Here is a 19,596-nt window from a genome sequence, read left to right as displayed (position 1 = left end):
CATGGTCGTAGAAAAACAGCTGATAAGCAAGATATCGTGGCGCTTGATGCCATTCCTCGGCATCCTCTATCTGATTGCCTATATCGATCGGCAGAATGTCAGCTTTGCCAAACTGCAGATGGTCGATGCGCTCGGCATGAGCGAGTACGCCTATGGGCTTGGAGCATCGCTGTTTTTTATCGGCTATTTCATCTTTGAAGTCCCAAGCAACCTGTTTCTGGAAAAATTCGGTGCGAGCCGATGGTTCGCCCGAATTCTCGTCTCGTGGGGCCTGGTGACCATAGCGCTGGCATTCACGCAGAGCGCCGGCATGTTTTACGTCCTTCGTTTTCTGCTGGGTGTGTGTGAGGCCGGCTTTTTCCCGGGCGTACTTTATCTCATGACGCTGTGGTATCCAGCGCGTTATCGCGGCGCAATGGTCGGTCTCTTCATGATATTCAGCGCCGTTGCCAATGCGATCGGAGCGCCGCTGGGCGGATCGTTGTTGGCCATGGATGGCCTTCTTGGCCTCAAAGGCTGGGAATGGGTATTCCTTGTGACCGGCGTTCCCGCTGTGATTGCCGGGATCGTGACGTGGTTCTATCTGGACGACCGGCCGGAAAAGGCAACATTCCTGACGGCAGCGGAAAAGGATTGGCTGAAAAAGCGCATCGATGACGAGAATTCAAATCTCGGGACGGAAGGCGGCCATGCATTCAAGGCGCTCCTTGACCCGCGTGTTCTGCTCATGTCGGTATGTTTCATCGGCTTTCCGCTCTCGGCCTATGGTTTGAGCTATTGGTTGCCAACCGTTCTGAAAAGCTTCGGCATCGGCAATGTTGCCAACGGCTTTTTGAACATCATTCCCTGGGTGGTGGTGTCTGTGGCGCTTTATGTCGTGCCGCATATGGCGGCGCGGGCACGCTGGCAGACGCCTTACATCGTCGTACCAGCCTTTTTTGGCGCGATCTGCCTGGTCTTATCTGCCGTGATTTCCAATCAGACGCTGCAGTTTGCGTTTCTTTGCCTTGCCGCCGGCGGAATATTCGCCGGGCAACCCGTGTTCTGGAGCATGCCCTCGCGGTTTCTCAGAGGCGCCGGCGCGGCAGCGGGGTTGGCCGCGATCAACTCGGTCGGCAATCTGGGCGGGTTCATTGCTCAAAACGTCGTGCCGTGGATAAAGGATGCGACGGGCAGCACGATTGCACCGATGTTATTTCTCGCGGCATGTTTGACGGTGGCGGGATGCCTTGTATTCATCGTCGAGCGGCTGATTTCTCGGGGTGAAGAGCAGCCTCAAGAAAGCGGGAAAATTTCATGAAGCGGGTTCGGACCCTGGTTGGCCCACCCGGTTGGTCAATGAAGATTGGAGATCGGTTCAGTCGACAGCGTCAACACATTAAATTCAGGCAGCCGCAGCACTGACAAACCAACAGTTCCTGCTTTGCTTGGGGGCAATGTGCTGTTGTCGCGGATGGATGTGGCTGGACCCACCTCCGAGAGACCATTAGTCTGTCAATGTTCGCCATAGCGGGTTTCATTTGATTGACCACTGTGGACGCGATAACGCAATGCGAATGAGAGGGAAGCTCATGAGACTGGGATTCATCGGATCCGGCGCGATAACTGAGGCGGTCGTGACTGGCCTAATGAAATCAAGATCCGATGTCGAAACCCTTGTTGTCTCGCCTCGCAGTTCAAGCGTCGCTTCCCGACTGGATGAGATGTTTCCGATCGTGCGCGTCGGAAAAGACAACCAGGATGTGGTTGACAGCACCGACATCGTGTTTCTTGCGGTAAGACCGCAAATTGCCGAGGAAGTGATCGGGGAACTCAGATTTCGCGACGATCAACATGTGGTGAGCTTTATTGCCGCTATCCAAATCGAAGCGCTTGCCAGGTGGATTGACGCGCCCGTCACGATTACCCGGGCAATTCCTCTTCCTTTCGTGGCTGATCTACAGGGCGCCACAGCCATATATCCACCTCATGACCAGATAGCTGATCTGTTTTCGTCGTTGGGAACCGCAGTCCAGGCAAAAGATCTCAAGCAGTACGATCTTTTTGGCGCGGCGAGTGCGTTGATGGGTACATATTTCGGCCTGTTGGAAACAAGCGCCCGCTGGCTTGAAGCGGAAGGAATGTCCTATGACCAAGCGAGCACCTATTTGAGGCAGCTGTTTGGCGGCCTGTCCCACGCAACGGGCGCATCGGAGGAGCGATCGTTCGAGGCGATGGCGTCCGATTTTTCGACAAAGGGCGGTCTGAATGAGCAGGTCTTCACGGAGTTTACCGAGAATGGCGGCACAAAGGCTCTGACGCTGGCTCTTGAATCCGTACTCAAACGCATAGAGCAGCGATAAAGTGTGCCGAACAACTGCCACAGCAAAGTGGCGTTGCAGCGCGCAGGAATCACCGCAAGATGATGTACCACGGTGGCAGGTCGAACTGGGAAGATTCAAACGGCGCCATTGGGGAGTATTGAGCCGGTACCGACATGTCGTCGCTGATGATGTTCAGGGCTTCGCGGTCGGAGATGAAGTCTACTCCATGGTTCGCTTTTTCAGCACCATTGACATCAGGGCAGACGAATTTATCGATTACACCAAAACGCCTCCCGAAGGCGTTGCGCATGACATTGATCTTGTCCTCGATGCTCTCGGCGGCCCAGGTCCGTTCGAAAGGAGCCCAGTTAGCGGAAGTCGCACCCTTGCTTGACGGCGGAACGATCCGCGTCGTCCTGGATAGCACTTATCCGCTGTCGGCGAACTGACAAGTCAGCTTATGCGCTCTCTACCGGGCTCCACACGACTTTGCGGATAGGCAAGTCCAGTGGCCTTCGGCGCCGGTCTTTGAGTGCTGCACCAACGCCGATCATGATGGATCAAACTAGGGTTCCGCGGTGAACGCAGCTCTAAAGCTGGCGCTATCAGTTGCGATTGGTCACCATGAGCAGCCAATCAGAGAAACCCGCTGAATTTCGTTCTTGAGGTATTTGAAATTCTGTGATGCCGGCCTTGTCAGTATTCTTCGGTACTGCTTCGCTGAATTTGCCGGAGGAAGGGTCAAACCAGTGCGCTTGTTGCGCTGACGGCGAGAGTGAAGCCATGTTGAGGGCAACACTTCTCCGGTCGGACAGGTAGATGACGGCAAGGGTGCCGTCCACCGACAGGCTGCCGATCGCCTCTCCGGGAAGGAGCGGGTTCGGGGCGACCAATAGTTTCCCTTGCTCAGGTCCAAGTGTCCACCATGCAATTTTGTCGAAGAACGCTTTGAGATGCGTCATGCTCTGTGTGCCGCGGCTTGCCAGGGATTCCTGCCAAGTCTTCGGCTGCTCAAAAACACCAGGGCCACCAAAATGCCATATGGGATTATTGCCGAAGATCTGGCCGCACGCGCCTGACAGGATCGCACCATAGGCATTTGCTCGAATGTTCTGCTCGGTAGCGTTGTGTTCTTCTTCGTAAATGCTTTCAATTAAAAAGAATGGGGTGACCGGTCCTGTGATGTAGCGGAGAAGGGATTTCGCTGCCACGTCTCCATAGGTGTAGATAGTATCGAGGTTTAGCCAAGAGGCTGCTTTCCAATTCAATGCGACATCCGTATCCAGCCTTGCATGAATAGTCTGGAACGCGTCAGGATCCGTCTCGGCAATTCCTTCGGCAAGGGCGTTTGCCAGAGTCCTGTCTGGCGGATCGAAGTCGCCGCCCTGTACCCAGATAACGTTGTTATATTTCTTGTAGCGTTCGCCAAGATAACGTCCATAGGACTTGAGCACGTCAGGCCCCGCTGCTTGCATTTCTTGGTACCAACCCTCGGCGCCGCCATTCACCCCCATATAGGCTGGAGTTAGCAGTACCAGGAAGCCCCGGTCGCGGGCTTGCTGCAGGATCCAGTCGGCGTCATCGAAATAGGCATCATTCGGCTTGGAGAAGGCAGCATTTTCTTCGAAAGGGGCGCGTTTGTAAAAGTTGCGCGGCGCGTTGCGGCTGAACCTATGCTCGATTAACCCGATAATAAGCGTATTGAAGCCGCGGCGTTGGCGGTCCGCGAGATATTTGTCGGCATCTTCGCGCGAAAGATCGCCGATCAATGACCATGCGGAGTCACCCGTAATGAGAAAAGGCCGGCCTGTTGCATCTTCCAGATAGCGGTGATTTTCGGAAATGCGCAGCGGAAATATTGTATGCTGCGCATTGGCGGCAAATGGGTACAGAGACACGAATAACAGAAGCAGCCGGTAAATGTATTTCCTGCTGAGATCAGCCGTTGGCCGCCAATTCGAGATCGCGGATTGGAGCAGCTCGTATGCTGAAGCAACGGAAAACCGTTTCCGAAGAGCGCTCAACCAGACAATTGCCAAGCCGTGCGCGGGCTGACACACGGTTATCTCAAGTGCCGGTTGATCCGCTTGGCCTCGTTCGACAGCGTGATTTCCCCTTCTGCGTTCGTATTCATTGCCATCGGCATCCCAGGCATGACCAGGTGACAGTATTGGATGCTGAACCTCACCCCTGGCATAGGTATGCGTGCCACCGGAAATGCGATGATGCGACGGCCTGCAAAGCTGGTTCGACTTTTCGAAATATAAGGCCATAAGCCAAATCCCGATTCAAAAACTTTGGCCCCTGCGCATAGTAGCACCAATGAAACGCGTTCCCAAAGATTGGTACCTCTGCAGTAACTGATCGCTTGTTTATGTCTTTGCAGGATAGCGTGATCAAGCGCGTATTGAACAATCGGCGCATAGCCTCAACGATCAATTTGAGTGTGAGGCTATACGCGAATTCGAGCTCTGCTGCGGCATTTGTACGCTCTTATCGGTCGCGCTATTTGGCAAGCAGGTCCGGCCTGAACGCGAGCACTGACGCCCAGTGCTTCGAGTCCTGCACGACATCATAACCGAGCGCTTCGAGGTCGGCAGCAGCTTGCGTAACCGTATAGGGTGTGTGGCATTCGACCTTGAGGCAAGCGACCTTGCCCGCCCATTCGGTATTCTGCCTGAGGACCAAGGCTTCCGCGCCTTCGATATCCATCTTGATAAAGTCGACGCGCGGGTCATCCTTGAGAAGGGTGTTGAGCGACCAAGCCGGCGACGTCCGTGTCCGAGAGCCCGCAGTGCCGCCAGTCACGTGCGCTCCGTGTTCCATGCCCTCATCAATGACATACTGGATCGTACCGTCCTCGATCCACACGGCTCCGGTGATGACTTCGCAGCGCGGAGCGAAGGCGATGACATTGTTGCGGGCGAGATCGGCATTGGCTGCATCCAACTCCACCGCGCTGATCCTGGCTCTTGGAAATGCCGCAGCATAGCGGGCCACGGTCAGGCCGATATTGGCACCAAGATCCCAGATGCGTGTTGTCGTTTCCGGCGAAAGGATTTTTGGTGGCATGTCGTAAGAGGCACCGAATGTCTCATAAAGCACGACGAGGTCGCTCGTGCCCGGGCGCACGGATACGGGGCGGGACCCCAACGACCGCACGCGGAACGACATCCGGCGATCTTGGGACTTCCCGTTGGCCAGAGCCCAAAGGAACCTCAGGGGTTGCATCCCAGGGCCGAACTCGGAGAACAGGCGGCCCATGTCCCTAGTCCGATCCAACACCGTTCGCTGCGACATATCTCAAATCTCCGTCCCGCTTCCGCCAGACTAGATAGGGCGTGAAAGTCTGTCCAGTTGACCGAAAGACGTACTGAATACCCCCGGGACGTTGGCTCGGACAGTGAGCGACACCGGGGCCGCATTTGGCATCGCCGTTGTGCATGCTGTCGCTTCCGATACGGATCGTCGATCCGGCTGGTCATCTCTGAACGTAAACTTCGAGCGAATCGGAAAATGCCAGTTAAAAACAAACTTATACGGCATGTGAAGATCGCTTTGATCAATCGATGCACCGCTGAGCCAGTGGGAGATCCGATCAATATCCGCCGCCCATACCGTGCAAATCTCTGGTTTGATTCACACCACTAACGGATGAAGCGCCTGCACCTTTTATTCAAATGGTGATCGCTTGACTTGGCACCTACGATCTGAGGTTCGGACGCGTTGGGTTCAACGGATATCAGGAGCAGCCAAAGCGATGGACTCTTTGGGAAACGACACCAAAGCCGAGAAAAACCACTTGGCAGCTTTGGATGGTCTACGGGGCTTCGCGGTACTGCTCGTGATGATTTTTCACATTGTGCTCGGATATCCCTTCGAGGCCGGGGACAAGGCATTTCTCTACAAACTAGCCGGCGTGGGCTGGTCGGGAGTCGATCTCTTCTTTGTCCTCTCAGGCTTTCTTATTACTGGGATATTGTTGGACAACAAGGGCAGTACAAATTTTTTCAAAGCGTTTTTCGGCAGACGAGTCCTGCGCATTTTTCCTTTATACTATGGCGTTCTCATCGTTGTTTTCGTCATCCTCCCGGTCTTTGGGCTCTACAACACTCCCAAATTGCAATTTATCTCAGACCATCAGCTGTATTTCTGGACATTTTCGATCAACTGGGGATTTGTGGCCGCGCGCGGAGCGCATTTTTTTAATGTGGATTGGTTGGCGCTCGTACATTTTTGGTCTTTGGCAGTCGAAGAACAGTTCTATCTGCTGTGGCCTTTCGTTGTTTTTTTCTGTCCACGGAACAGGTTTTTCAAAATTTGCATTTTGTTGGTTTTGGGTGCACTGGCATTTCGCTTGATGATGGCCATGCTACACTTGCCGAATGGCGCCTCGTACACATTGACCCCGGCGCGCATTGATACCCTTGCAATCGGTGCGCTGATTTCTTTGGCGGTACGCCAGTCTTCGGCCCCTTCTAGGCTCTACGCGGCTGCACCGTGGTGTACAGTTGCGGCCTTGGCATCCATGTCGGTAGTGTTTGTCGCCCGAGATGGCATTTGGTTCAGTGATCGGTTCGTCAATACATTCGGGTTCTCCATTCTCGCATTCGGGTGGGGTGGCCTGCTGGTGATGTGTTTGCCGGGTTACCCGAATCCGCTGGTCCGCCGGATATTCAGCAGTCGCCTGCTTCGCTTTTTCGGCGTATACAGTTATGGTCTTTACGTACTCCACCATCTCATTCTGCCACACCTGCCTGCAACACCATTTTCTGCGCTGCTGCTTCCAGAATCCATTGCGTTGTTGCTTTATATAGGTGTGTGCCTCCTGGTTTTTGTTGCTGCCGCGTGGCTTTCCTGGAACCTTTATGAAAAACAGTTTTTGAAGTTGAAGGGATTGTTCGTCTACAAGCGCGAGCGGATGCCGATCGCGTTGCTCAGGCCAAACGCTCACAAATCCGACGATACCGCCCTGGTCAACGAAGTTGCCAAGTAAGCGGCGTTGGTGCAGCACTCAAGAGTTCAACACACCTCGGTCGTCGACCGGGTGGTCCAGTGTCATCGCTTTCCGTTGCTATCGATCCCGTCGCCGATGCTGCTTTTACAATGAAGGTCTCGCTGCCAATTTTTAAGGAAGATGCTGTGTCGTCAATCAGACAGCGAGCGTCTGACTTTTCAACTTTTTCCCTAGAGTCGGGTAATGAGTGGCGCTCGGCCACCAGCAAAATTCTCGCCTCGGCCGACAACTCATGCAGGCCGAAATACCCTGCTACATCCTTTTGATGGCTGCCACTATTTCCTTGCTGACAGCCCGGTTTCCGGCGGCCGTCAGATGCGTTCCATCAGTATAATAGGACTTGGCGTTAGGATCGTTGTGCCAAGCAACCGACATATCAACAAATGGCACATTCAATTGTTGGAGGTATTTGCGAAAGCTATCTCGATAGGGCACATATCGCTGAAATGGGTTTTGTACTATCTCGGGTAGCACAGGCATCATCACCACCAGAGGCAAGGATCCTTGTTGTCTGACAGCTGCTACCAAGTCAGCGAAGTGCTGCATGTTTTCTTTGAACTGCCTGGCTCGATCTTCAACGCTGACTGGTTCATTATCGCTAGGTTGATAACCCAAGATCTCGGCAATCCGCGGTATCACGATTCTGTCAAATAGTTCGTTTATGGCGCTGAAAGGCTTTCGGTCGGGCTGACCTGCATTCACGCCAACACCGTCGCCAACACTGGTTGGTTGAAGCAGGTCGGCAGAACCTATTTCCAAAACGGCAATCTTGCTGCCAAACGTGCCGAAGCGCCGAACATATTCAAGTTCGTTGCCAATAGCCCATGACGCGGCCGAGGCATTCATCACCTCAATCTTCTGACCTGTCTTACGAAGATCTGCACCCACCAGTTCAGAAAAAATTTCCGTTTGATCGACGCCGACAACACCAAAGGTGATGGAATCTCCCAAAAAGAACAAACGCTCAATTCCGTCCATGGGAAGCGCTGTCAAATCATCTGAGCGTTGATGAAACGCATTAACTTTTATTCGATTTCCTAATCTGTAAACCTCTTGGTTCGCAACCATCATGTAACCAATTTGTGGGTCGCTTTGAAATAAGGGAGGGTTACCTAATCCGACCGCTAACCGAAGGCCAATCTCCGTACCGATCGTCAAAAGGATCACTATGGTGACAGCTAGGAAAAGTCTGCGCCGAGCAAATGCATTCTTCATTATCCAAGCCTAATGTTGCCTAAGTTGGGAGGTGCTACGTAGTTTGTAACGCGAGCATAGTAGAGTGCGGGAACAAGGAAAACCGCCATGTGAACCCACGCGATGACGATTTCGTTTGTGAAATGGCTTACTACGAGAATGGAGGGCACAGCCGATAGCATATAGATTATTTGACTTGCCGTATTGCCCCTCAATGCAGAGTCATACAGCCGCCCCATAAGATACGCTACCAGGAAGAACTTCAAGCACCCAAAATACCAGAACGAAGCAAAAGCGTCCGCCATACCAGTCGATGTTGAGCCGATGCCTGGAAAATAGAACTTGCCGTATATGGGCGCCATATCGATGATGAGAGACCGTTTGAAATCCGTCCCCACTAACTGGGCGGGCACGTAACTAAATACCAGAGAATTCCAATGTTCGATGCCGAAATCGAGCACTTGGCTCTGATCGACGTGATCAATCGCAACCACGGCATTGGTCATCTCGGAGCCGCCTTCCTTCAGCATGCGATTCCAATTGGCTGCGAGATCGATATTCGCTACTGCGCCCCAGCCCTGCTGTTCATAGTAGGTCGCTTCTCTATATTCTCCAGCTCCGAGCAAGCCAACAATGCTGAACACGAGGCCGCCAACAACAGCAATGCGCGGCGCAGCCCATCGCTTTTGAAACCAAAAAGCAAGCGCGATAAGAAGACAAAACTCAGCCGTTTCTCCCCGCCGCCCGGCAATGACAATCCGCTCCAGATAAAAAAGCGTATCAAACAATATTATACACAGTGCTGGTATTGAGGCTCGACGCGCAAAGCATAGGAGGGCGAGCGCAAAACCATATGTAAGTAATTTGGCAAAAAACAAATATGCTACAGCTGTACCCGTCAATATGCCGCGTAAGCGCTCTTCGTCGGGCAAACGCCCAAACTTAAAGAAGAAATATGCTCCAACAAGCGATAGAAAGGCAGCGGCCAGCAACAAATGTGGCTCGCTAAAGGCATGATCCTTTAGCGTCTTCGACCGCATGCCAAAGCGCCATCCAATTCCGCACATTGCAAGACAAAAAAATGAGAAAATCAGTGTCTTGATCAGAGCTGCTTCCGGTATAAATCGGCTGTTGGCGAGACCTGGTAATTGCGGCAGCACAAAGGTGAGGAATATTCCAGCAGCAAAAAAAGGGTATTGATAAAATCGCCCGGGCACGAGGAGCCCGTGAACCAACATTCCAAAACAAAGTACTACAAGCAACCAAATGATAAACCAGGTCATCTCTTCGCTCTAAGTTGTTTTGATTGATTCAATATGGAAGCGGAATTGAAATCAATTCGGTCATAAGGCGTAGTGGTGCAATAATGGACCCGGAATCCCTTGATATGTCATCCAATAGGGTCTGCCCCGAAAGGCAGTGCTCCTGATGTTTGACAAGATGATGCGCGGCGAGGCCGCAAACGGAGCCTTCCGCTACTTTGTCCGGTTGGATTACGACGTTGACGAACTTGTGTCCCAATGAGGGCTGCCGGTTTCTTAGGTCGCCTCGGTCAGCGCAGCGCATGCTCCCGGCAATTCCGGATGACGTTACGCGTTTGCAGTCGTCGATCTGGATCGATCGCTGGTTTATCGGTGCGGCGAGAATTCGGCATTGCGAGCGAATTGAAGGCCCAGGGCCTGTGTCCAGGTTAAAGTCCTGACGGTGGAACGGCAATGCCTGTCGCAGCGGTCAGGCAGAACAAAAGCTCATGTATCCGGCACAGCCCGGAATATCCAAACCAGGTCCGGGTGCGGCAAGCCGTGAGTTTGGTTTTACATCCCAACGAACAACTTGAAATTCATCCGAACGGATGTGCGACAATCCGAATAGTGACCTTGCTTCCGAATTCCGCTCCTTTGTATGCTTTGGGACCAAACAAAGGAAGCCCAACAACATCCGGGAAGGTTGGTCGCAAGAAATCATGAAGGCTTCCAACAACTATCCAGTCCCTGATGTATTCCGCCTTTGCGCCGCACTCCTGGTGGTAATGTATCACCCGTCGGGACAAATTCGCAAAACGGGCTTTGGATTGATTTCGGGCGATATTATATCAATTGGCGTTGAAAGAGCATCTTCCGGCACTGAATTTTTTAAAAATCGGTTCTCGCGGATTTTACCTTGCCTTTGGCTGTGTTCATGGATCGGGGCGATGTTATTTTTCATATTTGGACTTTTCCCACTACCCCAGATTATCCAGATGTATGCCCACTCGGCTCTTCTGTTGCCTTCTGGCCCTTATGTCGATGGCGTTATCTGGACGATCATGCTTGAACTGGTAATCTATCTCCTTGTCGGCTTAATCATTGCCGTCACGGCTTTTCGGGCAATTGCGAATGCTCGAACCAAGGGCGAGGTCCTAACAGCCGCGATGGCAGATGATACCTCTGTTGCCATGCGCGAAAACTTCATGCTTCCGGTGGGACTGGAGCCAAGTAAATTGATGAAGAGAAAAGATGCCTGATCACCGCGCAAGCCACTGAAAAGGATCGCGCACTTTTTGGCGCGTGTTTGCATGAATGAGCGTCAATCGAGAGCTCGCACCTGTGACACGAGGATCAGGATTCATCAGGTATGTCGAGTAACTGAAGTCGACCCGCTAGAATCTATTCGTCGGTGCTCGAAACGCCGATGTCAGCGGCATCGCAAGGTTGGTCGCACAGCCTTTCTGGTTTTTTGCGCGCTAACGAAATATCCCCCAGTGACCGGACATGAGGTATGAGTCAATTCGCAAAATGCCTTTTTCTTTTAGTTATGGGCTCAATGGCGTCAGCATGTCTTTCGGCGAGCGCGCGAGCAGCCGCTAATTCGTGGTCCGGCGAAGGCCTTGGCGATGTAAGACCGTCGCATCGCGACACATCGCCGGAGAAGTCCTGGCAAGTTGCACAAGTCGGAGCGACACCCGGCGATTTTGGCTTTCCAGTACCCAACCCGGAGCCGGCACTGCCCAGCGAAGTGGATAGTTTCGACCCTCCTGCCAACACGCCCAATCCCGCCGGTCCAACGATTGCAGAGATTTCCAGGACGGCGGATCGCGACGAAGTGATTTCAATGACGGGTGTGAAGTTGGACGGCCCATCTCGCTTCGAAGTCTTTTCTCAAGAGCCCTCCGCGCAAAATGGATCGGTGATTTCGATCAATGCATTGCGCGCCGATGAGACGGTAGCGACGGTGCTGCTGCCGGCTTGGTTACCTTCCTGGTCGATGTACCTGATCTGGCCAGAGCGCGACGGGATTCGCGGCAAGGCCTTCGCCATCAATCGCACTGAGGCTTGGTGGATAGGTCCGGGCAGTGCGCCTTCCGGTACAATAGTTTCAGTCTACGGCCGGAATCTGTCCAATTCCAATGGCACATCGAGATCGTTTGTCTACATTAAACCAGCTGCTGGTGCCGGTCGATATGTGACGCCGATTTCGGTCAATCCGTTCAAGGTTGATTTCAAGGTTCCCGAATTGGCGGCCGGTTCTTATGAAGTTTGGATTCACAACGGCCATGGCGGCCGCTTCGGTTGGAGCGGCCCCTTGGCTTTAACTGTTCTGAGCCAAGCTCCGTGGGCCGGTCAAGATCAGCAGATTTTCAATGTGAAGAGTTTTGGTGCGGTCGCAAATGGCGCCAACGACACCGCGGCCATTGAGGCGGCCTTGTCTGCGGCGGGAAATGCTGCCCCTTCTACCGTTTACTTTCCATCTGGAACCTACCTTGTGGAGTCTGCACTCCAGGCTCCAAGCAACGTCCGTTGGTTGGGCGACGGCATGGATTCCACGGAAATTCAACTAAGCAAAAATATCAATGGCAGCATGGTTGGTGGCGCCCAGCAGAACGTGCAATTCGAGAAACTCACGCTCAACGCCAATGGAAAAACGGATTCCCATCCCCTGCTGCTGGTGCCGTCAGCCTCAAATCTGCGGCTGCAATCCGTGCGGATCAAAGCCTGGGGGGTGCCGGCGCTCGAAGCACACAATGCCTCGGGGCTTTATATCGATGCCTCCGAACTGATCGAAAACGGATCCTTCTATGGAAGTAGCCGGCAAATTTTTATGACCAACAATCGGTTCCGCATGACAGGCTATGGTGAATCTGTCGTTTGGCTTTCCGGCGGGCGTGATCTTTCGATGCTCGGCAACGACCTTGCCAATGCCGATGAAAGCCGCGATGACGGGCAGGGCATCGGCCGGTTCTTTGTCGGGCAAGGCCATTTCGGCAGCATGGAAAACCTGTATTGGGGTGACAACATATCCCATCGGGCGGCTCCCCATGACTGCACGAAGGTAGACTGTAACAAGGGCGAACAGATCTGCTTCGAGATCGTCACGAGTGAACTGATGGATGGCTTCAAGGAAGCCACCGCAAATACGGTTTCCTTCATTTCATTGTCCCCCTCATCGAAAGCTGGTGGGGAAGATCTGGTTATCGTCGCTGGCAGGGGTGCCGGACAGCGCCGTCACATTGTCTCGGTGAGTAACAATACTGTAAACTTGGACGCGCCATGGAATGTAATCCCCGATAGATTGAGCCAATTCGCGCGGGCTTCCACCGCTTCGCATGTCGCGATTTACAACAATACATTCCAGGGACGCTCAAGCTACGATCAACACGATTCGGACTCCACTGCCGTTCTGCTTTTTGGGAACGTGTACGATGCCGTTGTGGATCACAATCATATCTCTCAGATGCGCCACGGCATGATGACGGTAGCGTTGACGTCGACACGCGGACTAAGTCCCTACTTCTTGCAATACTCGAATAACGTAATTACCGACAGCAATAGTGGTCTTTACGTCGGCACCACCTTTACTGAGTCAGGGACTGCTGGTGTCTGGGGTGGTCTTGGCAACATCTACCGCAAGAACACATTCAACAATCTGGCCCATATCGGCGTTGAATATGATTCTTGGGGTTACAAAGGTGCCGATTACAACGGTACGGTTTTCGAAGGAAACCGGTTCACGAATCTTCGCTACGGCTTCATTGATGCCTTTCACCTCCTGTGGACCTATGATGGTCATTTCATTCCCCCGTCCCTGTATAGTGCGCGCAAATACAATACCATCCTTTACAAGAATGTTTTCGATCGCGGGTCCGCACCCTTGTCTGGAAGCGTGGGTTTCTTGACATTGCAACCCAAGAACACCTTGTTGAATATAGGCTCAACGTGGACGGGATTTGCTTCGGGCAACGCCGGTCCGCCAAAATAAACGTCTCATCCCAATTTTGGGGAGTATGCCGAAATTTTCCATGACCTCGACGGGCTTACCTGGCACGCAAACATACGGTCCAATGCCTTCGGAGATATCGTGATAACGGGTCGTGACCGCCTCAAATACCGTTGCGCTGTCGGCAGCTGCCTATGGATCGGCGGCGCTGAGTTTGCTTCGTAATATTCTTCTCTTATCAAAACTTGAGCGAGATATCCGCCTTGAATGCGTTGTCCCGGGCTTTGCTGGCGAGCTGACCGTTGTAAGAAATGCCGAGAGTTGCGCGAGATGAGAGCTTGAAATCAAGACCTGCCTCGAGAGCCAGTGCATCTTCGGCAATCGGCGAGCCGGAAATGACAAAGGCGTTGCTGCCAGTGAAGGCGAGATTTGATTCGGGGGTCGTGTCGCCGAACGCATGACGCCACCCCAGCATGCCACGCGCGGTTGATGTCATGCCACCCAGCACGAAGTCCGTTGAAGCTCGGAGGCCCAGCGTCGTAAACGTGGTGTCCGTGGTGGTTTTGCTGCCGGCTAGGGCTGCTGCGCCACCGCTCTCGTTGAAGCTATCGTTCCTGAAATTGACATAGGCAAGATTGGCGAAAGGCTCGAAGGCAACGCGATTTGTATCGATGCGGTAGCCTAACTCACCAAAGACTTGTGCCGTGGCGGCATCATAATCTGCCGATACATTGTTTGTGAATCCAGGAAAAACGACCGAGCGGCTGGTGCCGATATTATGCCAGCTATAGGCTGCGCCCGCCCGGAAGCCGAGATTGCCCCATTGCGATCCGCCATAGACACCGAGATGGTAATTGTCGCTATCACCGGAAGAGTTTCGATCGTCGACACTAAAGGATGTGTGACTGTAACCGGCAAGCAGTCCGAGACGCCAGTTGTCGACGACAATAGCATCGGCTCCGATGAGAAAACCGCCGGTCGAGCGGTCAAGGCTGGCAGCATTTCCATTGCTGTCCGTCGAACCCCAACTGCCGAAACCCGTACCCCATATGCTGAATTGTTCGCTCAAGGTGGATGTAGTCTGCGGTCCGCCTTCGCCATAGGCCATGACCGGTACAGAGCTCGCAGCCACGCCATCAAAGGCTGCTCGGATTCTGTTGGTCGCCGCATCGCGGATGAAACGGCTGTCCTCGACTAGTGCTGTTGTTGCGGAGGCGTAGATTTCGCCCGACAAGGCGTCGAAAGCGGTGCGCGCTGAGGCTGCGTCCAGGACAAGCAGTTTGTTGTAAAGTGCCTGTGAGGCGCCGCTCTGCTGCAAGGTATTGAGAGCCCCTGCGGTTGCAATCTGATTTTTAGTGATGGCAGCGATCGGGAACGGGCCTGTACTGCCGCCACCCGACATTTGCTTGACTGCTATCGTCAGATCGACCGCGTTGGGGGTATTGGTCAACGTTGCGTCAAGAAAGGCCGAATTGGTCATGACGCTCGGATTGAACGTCCCGCTGACGCCCCCTTGCGCGGTGAGTATCCGGTAGGTCTGACCCGTCTGATAGTTGGTTGCGGCATCGAGTTCGGCTACCGATACCGACCCGCCTTGAAGCGTTGCAACGCCGGTGGCGGCGATGAGATCTGAAGCGCCTGTCGACGCGATCTCAACATCATAGACCGATCCGGCGGCAAGGGTTATGTTTCCATTGACATGGAGCGTGCCTACTGAATTGCCCGGTGTAATCATGCCACCGGAGGCAATCGTCGTGTTTCCAACCGTGCCGGTGCCCGCCAGAATGCCACCATTCAAAACCTGAAGCGTCCCCGCCAAGGTTCCATTGACGGACAGCGTACCGGCCTGAACGGTGGTGCCACCGGTATATGTATTGTTTCCCGACAGTGTGAGTTTGCCAGTGCCGACTTTGACCAGCGAGGCACCGGTTCCACCGCCAGACCCCCCATCCTGAATGGTTCCGGAGACTCCGGTCGAGAGATTGTTTGAGCCGACTGTCAATGTCACGCCGCCGAGAAAGAATTGGCCGCTGCCTTCGAGGGAACCCGCAGTGTTGGTGGCTGGCCCGTTGGAAAAATCAACCAGACCCGTGCCGTTCGCAATCAGCCTGGCATTGCCGCCAGAGCCACTATCGGCAAAGAGCGTTCGACCGCCGCTATTGCTCGTGATTGTGGCATTTCCACCTGAGCTGGTTCCGCGAATGAGCGTCAGACCGTTATTGTTGTTTGTGATCGTGGCATTGCCAGCGTTACTTGTATTAAAAAATGTAACTCGACCGTTGTTGAGATTGGTAATTGATGCGCTGGCGGCCACGCTGGTGTTGTCAAATTCCGTATTGCCACCATTATTGGTGATTGCGGCGTTGGCTGCTGTGGTTGCATTGACAAAAAATGTCGTGCTGCCAGTAGCATTGGAGATGGTGGCATTGCCTGCGGTGGATGTATCAAAGAATATTAGCGTACCCGCATTATTTGTGATGCGGGCGCTGCCTGCGTTGCTGTTTCCCTCGAATCGGGTCGTGCCGCCCGAGTTGTTTATGATGGTGGCGTTCTGGGCGGTTGTCCCGCTGAAAAACCGCGTAAGTCCCGCGGTGCCATTGGTTATGGTCGCGCTGCCAGCATTGCTGGAATTGCTGAAAAGCGTCAGACCGCCCAGATTGCTGATTGTCGCATTCTGAGCCGTGCTGCTGTTGATGAAATCCGTCTCGCCGCCGGTGTTGTTCGTAATAGTTGCGGTGCCACCTTGGCTTGTATCTCGAAACGTTGTGAAATCGCCGGAATTGTTGGTGATGGTGTCGTTGTTCGCCGAACTATTGCCCGAATAGGTCGTATTGGCAGCATAAGCAGTTCCAGAAAGCAGGACCGCAGTCAGTGCAGTCGATACACGCAGTCCTTTACGCAGGTTCATGCCCATTCTTCCCCCCAAATGAGGCTGACGCATCTGGATTTCCCCTCCAGCCTTGTCCAACGATATAGAACTCATTCTTAGCGCGAGTCAAAGCTAACTCATAAAGACAAATACTTAGTTTATGCGCATATTACAGGCGGAGCATGGTGTTTGATCACCAGTGTTGCGAATTTGATACTTAGTTGCGCGAGGCCTGGGTCATTGCGGTGCGAACCTGGCCGAGTATGTGAAGTCTGCTGGAGATCGACTGTTTCCGGCCTTTGGTGTTGCGATATGGAACGTCTTGACATGTCCGAGAGGACGCCACCCAAACAGTGCATCGCCTGAACCGGATATCTCGCGATTTCGAGTACAAGCAATCCGGGATGTGTGCGGCCCCAGGACGACACACCACCTGAATGAACCGCCTTTTGACCTAATAGGGGGCCCGAAATTCGGCCTTTCGTTTGAGTATGGACGGCAACAACGACATGCTAAGTTCGAAACCAATGTTGAATGACTGAAGCGGATGAAAATGCGCAATTTTCAGCGACGGACGAATAAACCTCGGAAGCATACGATTGTAAATCTTTGAGAGATTTGTGGAGATCGCATGAGCGAAAATCATATGGCACGCGGCGTTGTACTCGTGACAGGAGCTTCGGGCTTCATCGGTGTTGAACTGGTCGAGCAGTTGAAGGCGACCGGCTACAGAGTGATCGCCGCTGCGCGAAACAGCAACAAAGCCTGTGCTGACGGGATGGAACGAGTGCTTCTACCTTCATCGGACGAACCGGTCGAGGCCTTCGAACGCATTCTTGGCGGGATCGATCACGTTGTTCATCTGGCCGCTATTCACCACCCCAAGGTTCTCGTGTCCGCCGAGGTCTACCATGCCGTCAATTGCGTTCTGTCAGCCAAACTCGCAAAGGCCGCACATAAAACCATCACAGGCAAATTCGTCTTTGTCTCAACGATACGCGCGCAGTGCGGAAGCGTTCACGAGGGCATCGCGCTGGAAAGCGATCCCGCGCAACCGAGCGACGACTACGGCCGGACCAAGCTCGCAGCCGAGGCCGAAATCGCTGCAGCGCTTACCCGCGGAAATTTCACCATTCTGCGGCCCGTTCTCGTTTATGGTGCCGGTGTAGGGGGTAACTTGGCGACGCTCCTGAAGCTCGCAGCATTGCCCGTGCCGTTGCCGCTGAATTCGCTGGAAGGCAAACGGTCCCTGCTTGATCGCGGGGCGCTTTGCCGCGCTATTATCCATAGTCTGAATGAGGCAGAGACCAACGGTGGCACATTCATCGTTTCCGATGGAGTTCCAGTAACCGTGTCGGAAATCGTTGCTGCCGCCCGCCGCGGTCTGGGCCGAACGCCCAATTTGTTTTCCTTCCCGCCCTGGCTACTGAACATTGCGACGCGCGTGACGGGCCAGAGCGATCGCCGGAAAAGACTGAATGGGGACCTCGTGGCAAGTTCAGCGAAATTGCAATCGACGGGCTGGAATGCCGTCGACAATCCCTGTCGCCAAATTGAAGTTCTATCCGGCACGCTCCCATCACGGGTTCATCCGCTTTAAGGAAGATGTATCTGGCGGGTGTTTCGGCGCGGCGTATCGGGGATATCGGAACCTGATATCTCAACCGACCTACCGCGCGATAGCCGCCCGGGTAAGCCTCCGAGGCAGCTTTTGGGATAAATCACAACACCCAGAATGCGGGAAAGCCATACAAATTGGCGAGCAGGATAATCTAGCGGTGTTGCAACAGGCTTGAGCGACTCTATCTTTGGTTGCAAACGGCCGTCAAAGCCAGGGTGGAGGCATGCCGTGGCTTTGACGATTGGTGTGGCTAGTGTCCTATGCCAGCTCGAGCATTGCGGCAGGGCTGAAGCTTTTCAGGTTTTCCGTGTCGCCACTGCGAACTTTCTTGATCCACGAGGGATCGTTCAAAAGAGCACGGCCGACTGCGATCAGGTCGAACTCTTCGCGTTCAAGACGGCGAACCAATTTGTCCAGGCTTTCAGGTTGGGAACTCTCGCCGCCGAAGGCGGCCAGGAATTCGCCGGACAGTCCCACCGACCCCACGCTGATTGTGGCAGCGCCCGTCAGCTTTTTTGCCCAGCCTGCAAAATTCAGGCCTTCTTCGCCGTCGATTTCCGGAAATTCAGGCTCCCAGAAGCGCCGCTGCGAGGCATGGAATATATCAACGCCCGCCTCCGCAAGGGGCACGAGCCAATCGGCCATTTCGTTTGGCGTCTCCGCCAGCCGGTAGCTGTAATCCTGCTGCTTCCATTGACTGACGCGCAGGAGAACAGGGAAATCCGGTCCAACCGCACTGCGGACGCTCTTCACCACCTCGGCGGCAAATCGTGCGCGCTCCTTGAGCGTCGCTCCGCCAAAATGATCTGTCCGCTTGTTGCTTCCTGCCCAGAAGAACTGGTCTATGAGATAACCGTGCGCCCCGTGGATTTCGACCACGTCAAAACCCAGTCGTTTGGCGTCTGCGGCTGCCCGGGCGAATGCAGCGATTGTATCGGCGATGTCTTCGTCCGTCATTGCGTTGCCACGCGGCTGGCCGGGACCGAGTAGACCGGAAGGACTTTCAACCGGTGATGGCGGACGCCAGTCAGTCGTCGGATGGGATGTGGAACCGGTGTGCCAGATCTGCGGGCCCATTTTGCCGCCCGCTGCGTGTACTTCTTCGATGACGTGCGCCCATCCATCCAAGGCGGCCTTGCCATGAAAGAACGGAATATCCGGGTGATTTTTGGAAGCAGGTCGGTCAATCACCGTTCCCTCCGACAGGATCAGTCCCACGTCGCCTTCAGCACGCCGCCGATAATAGGCTGCCACATTCTCGCCAGGCACGCCGCCAGGGGAAAATGTGCGCGTCATTGGCGCCATGACGATGCGGTTCTTGAGTTCCAATGATTTGATCTTGAATGGCTTGAAGAGGGCAGCCACTTGCGGTGCAGACATTGATAGGTACTCCGATTGT

The 19,596-nt window shown here is 53.9% G+C and carries 13 protein-coding genes and 1 pseudogene; 7 read left to right on the top strand and 7 right to left on the bottom strand.

What is annotated here, in order from left to right:
• Position 1 precedes the first annotated feature (1 nt).
• Together AC1Q5O_RS18130 and AC1Q5O_RS18125 are read left to right on the top strand one after the other, a co-directional pair.
• Complete coding sequence (locus tag AC1Q5O_RS18130; RefSeq protein WP_492564867.1) at positions 2-1,300, top strand: MFS transporter; 1,299 nt, start codon at positions 2-4, stop codon at positions 1,298-1,300.
• Positions 1,301-1,571: 271 nt separating this feature from the next.
• Positions 1,572-2,342, top strand: a complete 771-nt coding sequence (locus AC1Q5O_RS18125) for a pyrroline-5-carboxylate reductase (RefSeq protein ID WP_492564866.1) — start codon at positions 1,572-1,574, stop codon at positions 2,340-2,342.
• Between the two features lie 49 nt (positions 2,343-2,391).
• Here AC1Q5O_RS18125 and AC1Q5O_RS18120 read toward each other — a convergent pair whose 3' ends face one another.
• Positions 2,392-2,613 carry a hypothetical protein gene (locus AC1Q5O_RS18120; protein WP_492565316.1) on the bottom strand — a complete coding sequence of 74 codons (222 nt, stop codon included), beginning with the start codon at positions 2,611-2,613 and terminating at the stop codon, positions 2,392-2,394.
• Here AC1Q5O_RS18120 and AC1Q5O_RS18115 point away from each other — a divergent pair.
• A pseudogene (locus AC1Q5O_RS18115) lies at positions 2,554-2,743 on the top strand (NADP-dependent oxidoreductase); the annotation flags it as partial. The gene AC1Q5O_RS18120 and the pseudogene AC1Q5O_RS18115 sit on opposite strands and share 60 nt — an antisense overlap.
• A 165-nt stretch (positions 2,744-2,908) precedes the next feature.
• On the opposite strand, the gene AC1Q5O_RS18110 reads toward AC1Q5O_RS18115, so the two are convergent.
• Both AC1Q5O_RS18110 and AC1Q5O_RS18105 read right to left on the bottom strand, forming a co-directional pair.
• Entirely contained in the window at positions 2,909-4,576 is a 1,668-nt protein-coding gene (locus AC1Q5O_RS18110) for a glycoside hydrolase family 140 protein (RefSeq protein WP_492564864.1), read from the bottom strand.
• A 232-nt stretch (positions 4,577-4,808) separates the two neighbouring features.
• Positions 4,809-5,477: an FkbM family methyltransferase gene (locus AC1Q5O_RS18105; RefSeq protein ID WP_492564862.1), complete on the bottom strand. Its 669-nt coding sequence runs from the start codon at positions 5,475-5,477 to the stop codon at positions 4,809-4,811.
• Between the two features lie 595 nt (positions 5,478-6,072).
• Here AC1Q5O_RS18105 and AC1Q5O_RS18100 point away from each other — a divergent pair.
• Entirely contained in the window at positions 6,073-7,299 is a 1,227-nt protein-coding gene (locus tag AC1Q5O_RS18100) for an acyltransferase family protein (RefSeq protein ID WP_492564860.1), read from the top strand.
• 273 nt (positions 7,300-7,572) lie between these two features.
• On the opposite strand, the gene AC1Q5O_RS18095 is transcribed toward AC1Q5O_RS18100, so the two are convergent.
• Positions 7,573-8,535, bottom strand: a complete 963-nt coding sequence (locus tag AC1Q5O_RS18095) for an SGNH/GDSL hydrolase family protein (protein WP_492564858.1) — start codon at positions 8,533-8,535, stop codon at positions 7,573-7,575.
• A complete protein-coding gene (locus AC1Q5O_RS18090; RefSeq protein ID WP_492564856.1) occupies positions 8,535-9,797 on the bottom strand; it encodes a hypothetical protein in 1,263 nt (420 codons plus the stop codon). Before AC1Q5O_RS18090 ends, AC1Q5O_RS18095 begins: the two co-directional genes overlap by 1 nt.
• A 680-nt stretch (positions 9,798-10,477) precedes the next feature.
• Between AC1Q5O_RS18090 and AC1Q5O_RS18085 the strand changes: the two genes are divergently transcribed.
• Complete coding sequence (locus tag AC1Q5O_RS18085; RefSeq protein ID WP_492564854.1) at positions 10,478-11,017, top strand: acyltransferase family protein; 540 nt, start codon at positions 10,478-10,480, stop codon at positions 11,015-11,017.
• A 254-nt stretch (positions 11,018-11,271) separates the two neighbouring features.
• On the top strand, positions 11,272-13,749 hold the full coding sequence (locus AC1Q5O_RS18080; protein ID WP_492564852.1) for a glycosyl hydrolase family 28-related protein: 2,478 nt from the start codon (positions 11,272-11,274) through the stop codon (positions 13,747-13,749).
• Between the two features lie 196 nt (positions 13,750-13,945).
• Here AC1Q5O_RS18080 and AC1Q5O_RS18075 read toward each other — a convergent pair whose 3' ends face one another.
• A complete protein-coding gene (locus tag AC1Q5O_RS18075; protein ID WP_492564851.1) occupies positions 13,946-16,615 on the bottom strand; it encodes an autotransporter outer membrane beta-barrel domain-containing protein in 2,670 nt (889 codons plus the stop codon).
• Positions 16,616-17,207: 592 nt separating this feature from the next.
• On the opposite strand from AC1Q5O_RS18075, the gene AC1Q5O_RS18070 reads away from it, so the two are divergent.
• Positions 17,208-18,176 (top strand): NAD-dependent epimerase/dehydratase family protein, encoded by a 969-nt coding sequence (locus AC1Q5O_RS18070; protein ID WP_492564849.1) that lies wholly within the window; start codon positions 17,208-17,210, stop codon positions 18,174-18,176.
• Between the two features lie 279 nt (positions 18,177-18,455).
• Here AC1Q5O_RS18070 and AC1Q5O_RS18065 read toward each other — a convergent pair whose 3' ends face one another.
• A complete protein-coding gene (locus tag AC1Q5O_RS18065; protein WP_492564847.1) occupies positions 18,456-19,577 on the bottom strand; it encodes an NADH:flavin oxidoreductase in 1,122 nt (373 codons plus the stop codon).
• Positions 19,578-19,596 lie beyond the last annotated feature (19 nt).

The organism is Phyllobacterium sp. MT110 (assembly GCF_058792715.1).
The sequence above is the reverse complement of the archived record's forward strand: the minus strand, read 5'-3'. Positions and strand labels throughout refer to the sequence as shown.

Coding starts and splice junctions, on each gene's coding strand:
- AC1Q5O_RS18130 (WP_492564867.1), top strand. CDS start 2: ATGGTCGTAGAAAAACAGCTGATAAGCAAGATATCGTGGCGCTTGATG.
- AC1Q5O_RS18125 (WP_492564866.1), top strand. CDS start 1,572: ATGAGACTGGGATTCATCGGATCCGGCGCGATAACTGAGGCGGTCGTG.
- AC1Q5O_RS18120 (WP_492565316.1), bottom strand. CDS start 2,613: ATGCGCAACGCCTTCGGGAGGCGTTTTGGTGTAATCGATAAATTCGTC.
- AC1Q5O_RS18110 (WP_492564864.1), bottom strand. CDS start 4,576: ATGGCCTTATATTTCGAAAAGTCGAACCAGCTTTGCAGGCCGTCGCAT.
- AC1Q5O_RS18105 (WP_492564862.1), bottom strand. CDS start 5,477: ATGTCGTTCCGCGTGCGGTCGTTGGGGTCCCGCCCCGTATCCGTGCGC.
- AC1Q5O_RS18095 (WP_492564858.1), bottom strand. CDS start 8,535: ATGAAGAATGCATTTGCTCGGCGCAGACTTTTCCTAGCTGTCACCATA.
- AC1Q5O_RS18090 (WP_492564856.1), bottom strand. CDS start 9,797: ATGACCTGGTTTATCATTTGGTTGCTTGTAGTACTTTGTTTTGGAATG.
- AC1Q5O_RS18085 (WP_492564854.1), top strand. CDS start 10,478: ATGAAGGCTTCCAACAACTATCCAGTCCCTGATGTATTCCGCCTTTGC.
- AC1Q5O_RS18080 (WP_492564852.1), top strand. CDS start 11,272: ATGAGTCAATTCGCAAAATGCCTTTTTCTTTTAGTTATGGGCTCAATG.
- AC1Q5O_RS18075 (WP_492564851.1), bottom strand. CDS start 16,615: ATGAACCTGCGTAAAGGACTGCGTGTATCGACTGCACTGACTGCGGTC.
- AC1Q5O_RS18070 (WP_492564849.1), top strand. CDS start 17,208: ATGAGCGAAAATCATATGGCACGCGGCGTTGTACTCGTGACAGGAGCT.
- AC1Q5O_RS18065 (WP_492564847.1), bottom strand. CDS start 19,577: ATGTCTGCACCGCAAGTGGCTGCCCTCTTCAAGCCATTCAAGATCAAA.